Consider the following 13,736-nt stretch of genomic DNA (forward strand, 5'->3'; position numbering starts at 1 on the left):
CGGTTAGTTACTTATATTGTTTAAATTACACTGACTATTAATAATAATACACAAAAAGGGCAGATATCAATCTACCCTAATTATAATTAAAAACCACCTAAATCAATCAGAAAAAAGCGTTAATTTTTCCCGTTACCATTAGCAGCTAAAACATTATTAGTCACCTTATCAGGAACCTCTTGTAAATGATCATAATTCCAGGTAAACGTACCCACACCCATAGTCAGCGATCGCAGTTCAACAATAAAATTGTGCATCTCTGCTTGAGGTAAATAAGCACTTACCTGATCCCATCCTTTCCATTGGGCTAAACTCTCATAACCGAGAATTTGGCCCCGTCGTCCACTCACCAACTGCAACACTTTTGAAGTACATTCCGCAGGAGCAGACACCACCACCGATAAAATGGGTTCTAATAAGATCGGATGACATAAAGGCATTCCCTCCGTCATAGCAATGCGGGCCGCCTGTTTAAACGCCTGTTCCGAACTATCCACCGCATGGTAGGAACCGTCCGTTAAAGTCACATCTACATCCACCACAGGGAAACCCAAGGGGCCATGGTCTAAATACTCTTTAACCCCCATTTCTACCCCAGGAATGTATTGTTTTGGCACCACACCCCCCACAATAGTTTGATGGAAGTGGAAACCCTCACCCCTGGCCAAAGGTTTAATCTCTAAATGAACATCTCCAAACGCCCCATGACCTCCCGTTTGATGTTTATAGCGGCCATGGACTTTATGACCCTGACGGATAGTTTCTTTGTAGGGAGTTTGGGGTAAATGAGTGGACATAGGCAGGTTATATTTACGAGACAACCGATCTAACGCTACCCGTAAATGAATCTCTCCCTGTCCCCACAGAATCACTTCCTTGGTGTCTCCATGATGCTCCCAATACAATGAGGGATCTTCTTCCATCAGTTTACCTAAAGCCCCACTCAGTTTCACCTCATCTTTGCGATGTTCTGGAGTCACGGCTAACGCATACACAGGTTCTAAAGTATCCGCTTTGGGTAACACTTCACTGGGTTGGGCTTGACTGGATAGGGTGTCTCCTGTTTTAATACTTTCTAAGCGTCCAATGGCTACAATATCCCCCACAGAAGCCCGTTGCACTGACTTTTGTTGTTGTCCCATCAACCGATAAATACCACTGGCCCGAACGCCATTTAGGGACATCCCATCGTTTAGTTCTCCTTGCCATACTCTGACTAAGGAAAGTTGGCCTCCTTGGGGAGTAAAATAAGTTTTGAGAACCTGTACTAAGGTTTCCGCTTCAGTAGTGGATTTTAAGCCGCGACGTTCGGCCGTAATAGTAGGGGCCGGGGCTTCTTTACATAAGGCATTGAGTAAGGGCCTCACCCCATAGTCTTGTTCGGCAATGCCAAAGAAGACGGGAACAATTAAATCAGCACCTAGATCCTGTTTTAAATCTTTGAGAATTTCTGCTTGAGGCGGTTCAATATCTTCAATTAATTCTTCTAAAAGATGATCATCAAAGTCCGCTAAGACTTCTAACATTTCATGGCGGGCCGCTTGTTCTTCTGCTTTGAGGCGTTCAGGGAGAGGAACGGGGTCGGCGGGACTACCTGCATGATAATGATAGGCTTGTTCGGTGATTAGATCAATATATCCCACTAATTCTCGATCTTGACGAATGGGATATTGTTGGGGTAAAACGGGACGGGTTGAGACATCTTTGAGGGCGTGAAGAACCTCCATAAAACTGTCTTTAAACCGATCCATTTTGTTGATAAAAATTAGATGGGGAATTTCCCAGTCATCCAAAAATTTTAATAAGGGGGCCAGGGTTAACAGGCGATCGATCACGGGTTCACAAACTACAATGGCCGCCCCTGCACCTACTAGAGCATTATAGGTTTCTTGGGCAAATTCGATGGAACCGGGACAGTCAAGAAAGGTAAATTCAATGGTTTCGTGGGTGGTACTCGCGGCAGAAACTTCCACACTCATTTGCCGTTCTCTAGCTTCTGGGGAACTATCGCTGACGGTGTTACCATCTTTAATACTTCCTTTGCGGGTAATGGCACCACTAACCGAGAGTAAGCTTTCGAGTAGGGTGGTTTTGCCGCTTGAATAAGGGCCCACGATGGCCACATTCCTAACATTTTCCAAAACTTTGTGGGTCATAAAATACCTCCTTTGAGCCAATTTTCAAGGGACGCTCAACACAGAGAGGTTGGGGAGGTTTCCCTAACATGGCGTGCTAAGCACAAGGAAAATCAAGCTCGCACTATATGGGTTTCTATCTTTTAATGTAGTGAGTTTAACGCATTTTGGGTAGGGGAAAACACATCTTGCAATGTCTTTTAAACTAAGGTCAAAATTTAGTTAAGAAATAAAAATAAATGTAAATTAATGTTACAAATAAAAAAGCAGAATAACCTCGATGTTGCTTATCCTGCTTCCTCAATTCTTGTGGTGACATACCCACGCATTCCGCGTAGCGACCTACGGGGCTTCCTCTTTCAACGGGATCAGCCTCCACAAAACAAGTTTTGTTTTGGTCTTACGTTCCCTCCGCAGGTCTTACTCACAAAAGTGGTACGCTCCTGGCGTACAGTTTTCACTGCACCGAGGCAGACTCCCTGTGTCCCAAGGAGTATAAATTGTTCTTCGACAAATCACTGTTTGGACTTACGCTATTGCTGCCGACTTTTTGATTCTGAGCGCGATTTCTTTTCCCGATCTGACAATGTTCCTGCGCCGAAAGTATTGCTACTTTGCTTTGATGTTAGGCTGTCTGTCAATCCAAAGTTCGGGTGGGTCGCAACCAGAAGACAGTATATCACAAAAGTGCTGCCTTGGCTATCATCCCTCGATTTTCGTTCCTCAATCGGGGATTTCTCGCCAAGAATTGGTTAATTTTTAGCGATAATTTCTTTTCCGTTGTCGCTGTTTAGCGAGAGCTTTTCGTTTACGCTTTTCTATAGGGGTTTCAAAATGACGATGTTTCTTCATATCGGGGAAAATTCCCGCTTTACTCACTTGTCTTTTAAAACGACGTAGGGCTGATTCAATGCCCTCATTTTCGCCACGGATGATTTGGGTCATTAATTTTTTACTCCTAGATTGATCAAAACAATTGGCCTCAATAAAATTAACAGTGAATACTCACCAATAGAGAGAAAATCTCGTATCTTTAGGTTTCAGTCTACCGCCTAAAATACCTGGACAACAATAAACTTTGGCTTGATGTTTAATAGTTAATAGTTAATTGTTCATGGTTATTTTTTGATAGTTGATCCTTGATGGTCAGTTGAAGCAAAATATTACTATTGCCCATGAACAATGACCAAAATAGCTACGGATTTAACTCCTATTTCAACATTAAGGCAGCTTCTATTTGGGCGTTCATCATAGCTCTTGAAAGGTGAGTTTGACTTAAATCTAAATCACTTAAATCAACCCCACTGAGATCGGCTGAAATTAAATTCGTTTCAGTCAAATTGGCTCCTTTCAAACTGACATCCGTTAAGTTAGCATGACTAAGATTTGCTTTACTCAGATTCGCTCCTCTGAGATCAGCACCAGTTAAATTAATGCCACTCAGATTGACACTTCTCAGGTTGGCGGCAATGAGGTTAATATTTCTAAAATCCCTCTGTCCAGCACCATATCGACTTAAAAGTTCTTTAATATTCATCATGAGGCCCTCATAAATTGGGTTGAATTGGACTGGATCTCTTGGCAAGCTACACCAGACAGTAGGTAGAGCTTTAATAACGACGGGTAGAACCTCCCCGACCAGGGGATTTTCTGTCTTCCCTCGGTTTCGCCTTATTAACCTTCAGAGCGCGTCCCATCCATTCAGCACCATCTAGGGCTTCAATGGCTGCATCTTCCTCTTCTTCTGTTTTCATTTCGACAAAAGCAAAACCTCTCATTTTGCCTGTTTCTCGATCTAAAGGAAGTTGAACACGATTCACTGTGCCGTATTCTTTAAAAGCGTCTTCGAGGTCATCTTGTGTTACCTCGTAGGATAAGTTACCGACGTAAATTGACATAAAATGAGAATCTATATTGGATATTGTGGAGATTTACATTCACTCGGATGCTTGCCAAAAGAGTTTGACAAAACAGCGAAGGAAAATAATTCTTATGAGCTTATCCTAGCACAGTTTGCTAATCTTATCCGAAAATCTCTGCCGTAAGTCTTATGTTAACCCCTTAGAAACAATTTAAAATGGCCAATTATTGCTATCATGAACAATAACTAAATTTCTTTGTTCTAACTAATCTCTATTTTTCCCCATGATGCTGAAAGAGCAAGCCATGACCAAAAGCTTATTGGGATTTACCATCTCAACCTTAATCCTTCTAGATTGTAGCCTTATTGGCAGTTCAATGGCGAATAACAAACCTTCTTTCTTTTTAGTTTATCCCCCTAATAATCATCAAACAACTTCCGACAAAATTTTCTTGATTGGCACGGCTTCTCCAGCCGGGGATGTTACCATTAATGGTCAAAGAATTCAGCAGAGTACCCAAGGACATTTTGCCCCAACTTTTCCCTTGACAATGGGAGCCAATAAGTTTACATTACGCCACAATAATAAGACGATTAATCTCACTGTAACCCGTTTAAGTTCAACTCCTGTTATTCCTCAAGGGGCGGCCTTGGCTAACAATTCCTTAACCCCAAATCAAGCAATAGCAATACTACCAAATAAACTGGTTTGTTTTGGGGCGATCGCTGCTCCTAATGCTCAAGTTTCTGTTAGTCTCGCTAATCAAACGATTCCCTTATTACCTCAAAACAACTCGGTTGAACTTCCCCCTAATTCTGCTATTCTGACTGATTCTAATAACCCTATTTCCTCTCCAATCACTCAGTATCAAGGCTGCACAACATTTACAACAGTGGGCAATTTAGGAACGCCGATTTTTCAACTTAATCTTAATCAGAAAACCGCCAATCAAAAAGGGATGGGAACAGTCGAAATTTTGAATCCCAATCAATTAACAATTATTGAAGTAATAGCAGATGAAGGGGTCGCCAGGACTGGCCCTAGCACTGATTATTCACGCCTTACGCCCTTACCAAAGGGGACAATTGCTTCAGTGATTGGTCAAACGGGAGAATGGTTACAGCTTGATTATGGGGGGTGGATAAAACAAAAAGAAACTAAAGTTTTACCAAATTTAACGTCGCCGAATGGGTTAATTAGGAGTGTTAAATTCAAAAAAAATGATGAAGAAACTCAGGTTATTTTTCCCTTAACCCTTCCCGTTCCTGTAACAGTGACTCAAGAAAATAATAAACTGATCCTTACCTTATATAATACTACAGCCCAAACTGACACCATTCGCCTTGAATATGAACCGATGATTAAAAGTTTTTCTTGGGAACAAGTAAGTCCCGATAAAATCGAATATCGCTTTGATTTAACCTCAACTCAACAGTGGGGATATGATTTAAAATATGAAGGTACTAACTTAATTTTTACCTTACGTCATCCCCCCCAAATTAAACCCAATGGTGATCAGCCCTTAAACAATATTAAAATCTTACTTGATCCTGGTCATGGAGGTGACGAATTAGGTTCAGTCGGCCCCAATGGTTATCCAGAAAAGTCTGTTAATTTAACCGTTTCTCAACTGTTAAAACAGGAATTGATTAAACGAGGGGCTACAGTTTATCTCACCAGAGAAACAGATCAAGCGGTGTCTTTAGAACAACGGGTGGCAATGATTGATCGCCTTAAACCTGCGATCGCCCTTTCTATTCATTATAATGCTTTACCCGATGGAGGGGATGCCATGAATACGTCGGGAATTAGTACCTTTTGGTATCATCCCCAAGCTGAAAACTTATCAAAATTTCTTCATGATTACTTAGTCAAAAATGCCAATCGCCCGAACTATGGGGTATTTTGGAATAACCTGGCTTTAACCCGTCCCCATACCACCCCGGCCGTTTTATTAGAATTGGGTTTTATGATCAATCCGACGGAATTTGAATGGATAACAAATTCTCAGCAGCAAACAATTCTTGCTCAAACCTTAGCCGACGGGATTACAGAATGGTTTAAACAACAAGCAACTTCATCAATTCTTGACAAATAATTAAGTCCAGAAAGATTGTACGGAGGCGGTATTCTCGGAGTCTAATAAATGGGGTTGTCTCTCAGAAGATAAACCCCCCGCCATAACAGGGGTTGATTTAATCACTACCCATAACCCTGTTTGGGGATCTCGGTAGGTACAAAAAGGATTCGGTTGCAGTGGTTGTTCAGATGTTTTAGCCATAATACCGTCACAGTTCACTTCTGTTGATCCATTGTAATATCTAAGAGGGAATACGGACAGTGACTGAGACATTCCTGGGGTTGTGATTGTGATCACATTATGAAGTGATCCTAAAGATTACCCAAGAGTTATGTATTATTTTGATAAAGCTAAGTAGTCAGACACAATTAAAGTAGGGCGAAGGGCTGTTTTTCCCTACTACCTCGATTAGTGAACAGAACAAAAAAGGTGTCAGCTTTATAAATTGTTATATTAATCTTATCCCCTGTAAATAGGATATACTTGACGGGTTGAGAAATTGTAGCTCAACTGACTTTAATCAGAATAAAGTCCCTCAGTCTTCGGGCTGATAACTGTCCAACTTATCGAAACAAACAGGAGGTGTAAAGTTAAATAATGACCCAAGTAGTCGTTGGTCAAAATGAACCCATCGAATCTGCGTTACGTCGGTTTAAACGGCAGGTTGCTAAAGCGGGAATCTACACAGACCAGAAAAAGCACCAATTTTTTGAAACGCCACAAGAAAAACGAAAGCGTAAAGAGGCAACTCGGCGGAGACAGCGATCGCGCCGAAGTTAAATGCCAGGAATATATATGACAACCAGATGTTAAGTCATATTGTAGCCCTTCTCTGTTGCTTTGGGGAGGAATAAAAAGCCCCAACGAAGTCATCGTCATCTAGTTGGGGTTTTTGTATATTTCCCCAATTTTCGGCCAATTTTTCGACAAGATGATAGTTCCATAAGTTATGTGGGTATTCTATTATTGAGACAGACTCAAAGGTCTTGGCACAAATTCCTGGAATTTTTTGCCAGTATCTATTCCTTAACTGTCAGATAATGGGAAATGATACTTAATACTTTCTCTTGTCATTTGAGTATACAATAAAAGATACAAATTTACTAAATTTATTCCTAGTGATTTCTCATGCGAACCATTTTAGTGGCCGATGATAGCACCGCCCAGCGAGAATTAATCGCTGGTTTATTAATAGAAAATGGCTTTTCTGTGACAACAGCAATTAATGGGGCTGAAGCGTTAGAAAAGTTAGAATCTCTGTCTCCTGATTTAATTATTTTAGATGTTGTGATGCCGAAACTCAATGGCTATCAAACTTGTCGCAGCATTAAAAATGATCCAAAAACAGGGCATATTCCTGTGATTCTTTGTTCAACAAAAAGTACAGAAGTTGATCATTATTGGGGGTTAAAACAAGGGGCCGATGCTTATATTGTTAAACCTTTTCCCCATGAGGAGTTATTAGGCACAGTTAAGCAGTTATTGAGGAATTCTTAGTTATTTAACGACAAATTTCTTTGAATAGAAGAAACTTAACTAATTACAATCAAAGTCTTCATAGGAGAATATTTTACTATCACGATAGGATAGGTTATCACTATCAATAATAAATTTTATTCGCTTTTCTAGAGCTTCTTGAGCATCAGATTTAGTTTTAAATCCAGTGCAGTGCTGGACTTCGTTTTCATGGAATTTCCACTTTGTGTACTCTTCAATTAAATATCCGAATTTTTGAATTGTCATAGGTCGAAAATTCTCGCTATTTAAGGGTAGTTTTGTGGTGAGATGTCGCTTGATTATTTGATGACTCGCGTAGGCAAAAATGCTATTTTTTAGCTATATGATCGGATTCTTTACGACTTTTTAGCCGTCTTAGTCGTTATTTTTTCCCAGAAAATTGGTTGAGGGAAAAAACCAGATTTGTAACTACTATTGCACAGTAATTATTTTTAAGTGTAATCAAAGATACTGTTTAAGAAAAAATCAGAAGATCAAGGAATAAAGGGTTAATATCTACATAGGTTTGGCGACTAATGAATGTAAACTTTTGTTTCTGGGATATGAAATAGAGACAAATTAGTTTTGACATTTAGATAAAAAGTGCCGGGGATACATTAAATCGTTCTCCCAATGCTTTTTATACATTATATAGTTTAGAAAATTTTTATAGTAGGGTGTTAATTTTAAGAAGCTTTATGGGTATTTTTATAATAAGACTAAATTGTCTCAAACACCAATAACAATCATAGGTAATCATGCTAGAAATCTTTTTGATTGCTCAATGTTCTTTAACACTTCCTAATGGCAGTATCCAGACTTTTGAATTTTGTGGAAATACACCAAAACCAAATTCTGCACCATCTCAACCGTCTTATAAACCTGCTCCATCGTCTGAATATTATGAACTTACTCAATCCTCGGATGAATCGTCTAATGTCCCTGTTTCTTATCAATATCTTACCAAAGAAAATTACTCTGAATGGCAAGCTTTAGCTAAGAATTTTGATCCTATCAGTCATAATTCTTCAGCAACTTTAAATGAGGCTCAATCTCTTTTTGGTTCTGGCAAAGTTATCCAAAGAAAAGGAACAGTAATGCAAAAGATTAAATGGGAAGAATTAAATCGTTCTGTTGAAGCTTGGTTTAAGTTTGAAAATAATAATTGGATTTTAATGAATTGGAATGGCAAAGGATTTTGAGTCAAGTATCAATATTAATACATAACACTGTAAGCAATCATATAACATAAATTTTATGATTGCCTGTTCCCTTTCCTATTTAATTAATTCTTGTTCCTCTACTACTTCTTGACAACCATTAACTAAGGTTAATAACGGGCCAGTTTGTTCGGTTCCCTTAACACTTAAATCGCTGTGACAGAGAATAACTTTTTCTTCTGCTCTACCTAACAAATCCCTCAGAATACGCTTTAAACGGGCTTGATCTTCCTCAAATTCATCTTCAGGGGTTAGGGTACGTCCTGACCATTCTTGTAAGAATAAAGGGGCGCAAAATAGCACTGATGCCCCGCCTTTTTCCCACAAATTTGATGAGGCATCTAACCAAAATTGCCAAGGATGAGAACTCCTTAAAGAACGATATTGGAAAATGGTTGCTAAGGTAACATAACCAGGTTGTTTTCCTAAATAACGAATTGGTCGAGGATTAGCTGTAATTGTTCCTTTTCGTAATAATTGAATAAACTCCATCAAGGTTTCTCCTTGAGGTTTTGGGTTAGGATCATGTTGTCGTAAACGGCGATCAATTTCCCAAAAATGTTGAGTGGTTTCTGTTAATTCTCGTAGGGCTGATAATTGTCCATAAGATAACTTTATTTTGACTTCAATTAACTCCTTAATTGCTTTATCTAACACCATCATGGGACTGTTTAACTGTTCTTGCTTAACGAGATTTTTAGTAGATTCAATCCATTGACAAATCCTTTTGTAAGCTTCCGTTGCTCGATTACCAATTCTATCCCAACGGCTATATTTTTCAACAGGCAATAATTGAGGATGTTCACTATTAATTTGATAACAAGCATCAGCAATTAAGCCAGATCTTACGGGATCAATTGCAGGAGTTTTCTGGTCAGAATCTTGACTTAAAACTGTTAACATTTGAGCCACATCGTCTGCTCTTACCAGTTGCCCTAATCCTGGATAAACTAGCCCCAATAATGACAATAAAGCTTGAACAATGGGAAAACTAATTAAGGGGCGTTGTTCATTTAAGGGTTTAATAGGAATACCCGCCGAGGAAATAATTTCTATTAAAGTATAGCGAGCAATTTCGTCTAATCCTGGGGCAATAATAGCAATATCTTCAGGATTAACTTGACTTGTTTTAATGGTTTTAATGATCAAGTTTGCAGTTTTGCGGAGTAATTCAGCACGGGCAATAGTTTGAATAGATGTAAAACTATCGGGAAGATTGGTAATATAAAGGGGATCGGTAGCTAAGTTTACAATTAATTCCCCATATTCCTGGGCAATTCCTGAAGAATTTGGTAATATTTTTACCTGGCAATCAGATGCTAATTGAGATAAATATTGAGGATCAGCATTCAATCCTAACCGAATTTGTCCCTCTGGGTTGTAAGTAAATAACCCAAAGGCCCCTTGATCTAAAAGAAACTTAAATAAATCTTTAGCGATCGCCGGATAATCATCCACATCATCGGCAAAAATAGCCTGATAACGATTAATTAAATGTTGTTTATATTGAGGATGAGGTAAAAGATATCGCCAATAAAGAGTATAAATCAGTCCATAAGTCAATAAACCACGCTGTAAACACCATTGCTGCCATTGTAAGATTAAATCTCCCCGTAATTGCCCTAAATTACCGAGGGAACCCTCAGAATTATTTAGCTGTCCTAAAAAGCCATCCCCCTCCCCTAAACCATGTTCTAGAATATAAGGGATATCCTCGACCCTGATGCCACTTGCACCGGCCAACTGTAATAAATCCAAGGTCTGGCGAACAAAACGGGACTCGCTGCTGCCACTCACTGATTCCTGATACTTGTCTAACTGCGATCGCCATAATTGGGTAGCCAAGGTTTGTTCTGTTTCGGGACGCAACAATAGGGGAAATTGGGCCTTTAAGTTGAGTTCTTCAAACAGTAGGGGCCAAAACAGGTTAACCTCATCTCTCATCAATCCTAAGAGGGTTTTACATAAAATGGGATAGCTTCCTCGGACAGATAAGGAGAGTTTGTCCCCCAATTGACGACGATTTTCATCGTTTGCTGATAAGACTAACACAGATGAGGCGAGATTTTGGGTAACGGAGGGAATGGGAGAGGTATTTTGGGGTTGATATGGTTTATTTTCCACCCAATGGCCAAATTCTTCCATTAAACGGGTTGTTTTTCCACTGCGGGTAGTTCCTTCGATCCAAAGAGAGTTTAATTTCATGGAGATTCCTTGATTTAATTTGTTAGTATACAATCACTTTCAGTTGGTTGGTTTGTTGTTCCTGTTCACCTATTTTCTTCCCTATTTGCTACTAATATGAAACTGAGTTCCCTAATTAGAAATACTTCTGACTGGTTAACTGCTACTCCTGAAAGATCCTTAGATCGAGCTTATAAGGCAGCGTTAAAAATCAAAGATATTGAAGATAAACATTTTCGAGGGCAAAAAGTCTCTGCTGAAAATGCTGACTATGGTGAGAGTGTTATTGCTTATTTTAAAACAGAAGTAAATGGTAACATACAAAAGATTAATATGGGCTTAGGCGTGTTTAAGGCTAGTCGCTTATTTCTCAATATATCTAATCTTCAGGAATCATCGGAAACCCCAGAAACCCAACGAGAGTTACAGGAAAAAACTACCAAAGCGGCGATTATTCTAGAGAAGTTAAAGGTGATTGATGAGATAACATCTAAATATCATTCTCCTGATGTTGATGAGCTTTCATCTAGTTCTCTGGTTTTAAATAAAGCCTCTTTAGCTAGTCAAAATGATTCTCAAATTGTTTCCGCAAAATCTAACCTGAATCTTAACCAAAATGGTACTAATAAAGAGATGGATCTCCGTTTAGAATCTGCTTCACAAAAAACAGGTGTACTTCCCAGATCTTTTATTAATACACTCAATAGAATTAAGCAGGAAATTGATCCAAAATCAGGGGAAACTGAAGAACAAGTCATCAACAAGTATCGTAAATCTCGCTACAAAACCGCCCTATCTATCAAGTTTATCCTATTACTCATTATTGTGCCTTTATTGACCCATCAACTCACGAAAACCTTTATCTTAACTCCGGTTATTAATCATTATTTCCAACAACATGAACAGATTATTTTTATTAATCGGGACTTAGAAGAAGAAGCGTTTCAAGAATTAAGTCATTATGAAGAAATTCTTCGTTTTCAGAACTTAATTGGTTTAAAAGAACCCTTGAATCATGAAGAAATAGAAGAAAAAGTCAAAGTAATGGCGGGGGAAATTACTGAACACTATCGTGAGCAAGGAGTTGATTCTATTGCTAATATTTTTGCCGATTTGTTTTCTGTTGCTGCTTTTGCAGTTGTGATTAGCATTAGTAAAAAAGAAATTGAGGTTTTGAAATCATTCCTCGATGAAATTTTATACGGTTTGAGTGATCCTGCTAAAGCTTTTCTGATTATTTTGTTTACGGATATGTTCGTCGGTTTCCACTCTCCTCATGGCTGGGAAGTTATCCTGGAAGGGGTATCTCGTCATTTTGGTTTACCAGAAAATAAAGAGTTTAATTTCTTGTTTATTGCGACGTTTCCGGTTATTCTAGATACGGTTTTGAAATATTGGATTTTCCGGTATCTCAACCGCATTTCTCCCTCTGCTGTGGCCACTTATAAGAATATGAATGAGTGATTTGAGAATGACCAATTAGTTAGTTGTTAAAAGTTAATTAAATTAGGAAAATTCTCCCAAAAATACGTTACCTTAACAGAGGAATGTATTAGAATTTGGAATAAAGACGATGACAGTCGATCAACTATTACTCCTGATTGCTTTGTTGACTCCAGGAATTTTACTGTCTGCTTTAGTGATGGGAAGCTTTGCTAAAGGGGGTTAAATCCTCTTTAGGGGGACAATCAGGGGACAAGGAAGACAAACATCAACTATCGCGCCTAAACTAGATGATAAGGGTTCCTTGTCCCAACTATAGCATCCCACTGTTTTAATCCTTGGCTTGACGATTAGGGGAAGGATTAGGATGTAATGACTCTGTATTAGAGAGTGTTGCCTCTAGATTTTTTCGCTGTTCCATTTGACCTAGGAAATATCCCGTCATCATGGCGGAGGCCAAAAGATTGGCTAAATTTTCTCGATCAGTGGTAATGGCCATGTTAAAATCTTCAGAGGGTAGCATTCCCACCAATCCCTGGACGTTCTGGGTGATGATTTGCTGAATTTCTGGACTGGCAGATTGAGCAATGCGGGTTAGGGTTTCAGGGTGTTGTTGTTGTAAGTATTGAATTAGGGCGTTTGCGTTTTGTTCTTCTGGTTCAGAAGCGAAAAAGTCAAAATTTAATACCATTAGAACTCCAAAATTGGGGTTTACTTACTTTCCACTGTTACATACTACCCACTATAAACGCTACTGGGAGAAATCGCTAAAAATTACTCGCTAGATTCAGAAAGTTGCTCAATCTCGAAATACTGATGGAATTTGCTAGTAACTTCCAATAAGTAGGAACGACCATTTTCTTGACGACGTTTACGGACAAATCCTAATTCAACTAATTCCTGCACTTGTTGATAGGCTGTACTTCCCCGCAACTCAATTAAATCAGTCTGCACAATGGGGTTTTTAAGAGCAATGGCCGCTAAAGTTCTTAAGGTTCCTTTTCCTAACTCAGCGGGAACTAGATCGTCCATCAGAGCGTCATAAACAGAGCGCAACTGTAGGCTGTATCCAGTTTCTGTCTCTACGACTTCTAAGGCACTGTCTCGGTAGGCATAATCAGAAATCAATTCCATGATCGCTTCCTGTGCTTCTTCTACCGATGAATCTGCCCATTGAGCAATGTCAACTAATGTTAAGGGTTGACCTTTCAAGTACAGAATCGCCTCAATTTTGGTCGCTAATTTCATCGTTATATTTATTATACCTCAATTAAGGAAAATAGCAATTTCTTGGGGGTTAATTTCGAGTTGGACG

Annotated in this window: 14 protein-coding genes; 5 read left to right on the top strand and 9 right to left on the bottom strand. The window is 39.1% G+C overall.

The features are described from left to right. Positions 1-119: 119 nt before the first annotated feature. From VB691_RS21210 to VB691_RS21225, 4 genes are all read right to left on the bottom strand, one after another. Positions 120-2,156 (bottom strand): elongation factor G, encoded by a 2,037-nt coding sequence (locus VB691_RS21210; RefSeq protein ID WP_323293524.1) that lies wholly within the window; start codon positions 2,154-2,156, stop codon positions 120-122. A 738-nt stretch (positions 2,157-2,894) separates the two neighbouring features. Further along, a complete protein-coding gene (gene rpsU / locus VB691_RS21215) occupies positions 2,895-3,080 on the bottom strand; it encodes a 30S ribosomal protein S21 (RefSeq protein ID WP_323293525.1) in 186 nt (61 codons plus the stop codon). Between the two features lie 265 nt (positions 3,081-3,345). Then, positions 3,346-3,672, bottom strand: coding sequence for a pentapeptide repeat-containing protein (locus VB691_RS21220; protein WP_416245403.1), 327 nt, complete (start codon positions 3,670-3,672; stop codon positions 3,346-3,348). A gap of 73 nt (positions 3,673-3,745) precedes the next feature. Next, complete coding sequence (locus tag VB691_RS21225) at positions 3,746-4,033, bottom strand: RNA-binding protein (RefSeq protein WP_323293527.1); 288 nt, start codon at positions 4,031-4,033, stop codon at positions 3,746-3,748. 247 nt (positions 4,034-4,280) lie between these two features. Here VB691_RS21225 and VB691_RS21230 point away from each other — a divergent pair, with 247 nt between their 5' ends. After that, positions 4,281-6,095: an N-acetylmuramoyl-L-alanine amidase gene (locus VB691_RS21230; protein WP_416245396.1), complete on the top strand. Its 1,815-nt coding sequence runs from the start codon at positions 4,281-4,283 to the stop codon at positions 6,093-6,095. Here the strand turns inward: VB691_RS21230 and VB691_RS21235 are convergent, their stop codons facing one another. Then, the gene (locus VB691_RS21235) at positions 6,096-6,278 is read right to left on the bottom strand and encodes a hypothetical protein (RefSeq protein ID WP_323293528.1); all 183 of its coding nucleotides are present in this window, start codon (positions 6,276-6,278) and stop codon (positions 6,096-6,098) included. 396 nt (positions 6,279-6,674) lie between these two features. Here VB691_RS21235 and rpsU (VB691_RS21240) point away from each other — a divergent pair, with 396 nt between their 5' ends. Together rpsU (VB691_RS21240) and VB691_RS21245 are read left to right on the top strand one after the other, a co-directional pair. Further along, the gene (gene rpsU / locus VB691_RS21240) at positions 6,675-6,857 is read left to right on the top strand and encodes a 30S ribosomal protein S21 (RefSeq protein WP_323293529.1); all 183 of its coding nucleotides are present in this window, start codon (positions 6,675-6,677) and stop codon (positions 6,855-6,857) included. A gap of 348 nt (positions 6,858-7,205) precedes the next feature. Continuing rightward, on the top strand, positions 7,206-7,574 hold the full coding sequence (locus VB691_RS21245; RefSeq protein WP_323293530.1) for a response regulator transcription factor: 369 nt from the start codon (positions 7,206-7,208) through the stop codon (positions 7,572-7,574). A gap of 39 nt (positions 7,575-7,613) precedes the next feature. On the opposite strand, the gene VB691_RS21250 is transcribed toward VB691_RS21245, so the two are convergent. Then, a complete protein-coding gene (locus VB691_RS21250) occupies positions 7,614-7,820 on the bottom strand; it encodes a hypothetical protein (RefSeq protein WP_323293531.1) in 207 nt (68 codons plus the stop codon). Positions 7,821-8,332: 512 nt separating this feature from the next. On the opposite strand from VB691_RS21250, the gene VB691_RS21255 reads away from it, so the two are divergent. Next, positions 8,333-8,776 carry a hypothetical protein gene (locus VB691_RS21255; RefSeq protein WP_323293532.1) on the top strand — a complete coding sequence of 148 codons (444 nt, stop codon included), beginning with the start codon at positions 8,333-8,335 and terminating at the stop codon, positions 8,774-8,776. A 75-nt stretch (positions 8,777-8,851) separates the two neighbouring features. Here VB691_RS21255 and VB691_RS21260 read toward each other — a convergent pair whose 3' ends face one another. Then, positions 8,852-10,999, bottom strand: coding sequence for a recombinase family protein (locus tag VB691_RS21260; protein ID WP_323293533.1), 2,148 nt, complete (start codon positions 10,997-10,999; stop codon positions 8,852-8,854). A gap of 96 nt (positions 11,000-11,095) precedes the next feature. On the opposite strand from VB691_RS21260, the gene VB691_RS21265 reads away from it, so the two are divergent. Beyond that, on the top strand, positions 11,096-12,442 hold the full coding sequence (locus VB691_RS21265) for a proton extrusion protein PcxA (protein WP_323293534.1): 1,347 nt from the start codon (positions 11,096-11,098) through the stop codon (positions 12,440-12,442). 310 nt (positions 12,443-12,752) lie between these two features. Here VB691_RS21265 and VB691_RS21270 read toward each other — a convergent pair whose 3' ends face one another. Beyond that, entirely contained in the window at positions 12,753-13,112 is a 360-nt protein-coding gene (locus VB691_RS21270) for a DUF760 domain-containing protein (protein ID WP_323293535.1), read from the bottom strand. 83 nt (positions 13,113-13,195) lie between these two features. Continuing rightward, positions 13,196-13,669, bottom strand: a complete 474-nt coding sequence (scpB, locus tag VB691_RS21275) for an SMC-Scp complex subunit ScpB (protein ID WP_323293536.1) — start codon at positions 13,667-13,669, stop codon at positions 13,196-13,198. Positions 13,670-13,736 lie beyond the last annotated feature (67 nt).

Origin of the sequence: Crocosphaera sp. XPORK-15E, from assembly GCF_034931425.1 — a bacterium.
In the GTDB taxonomy this organism is placed as follows: domain Bacteria; phylum Cyanobacteriota; class Cyanobacteriia; order Cyanobacteriales; family Microcystaceae; genus UHCC-0190.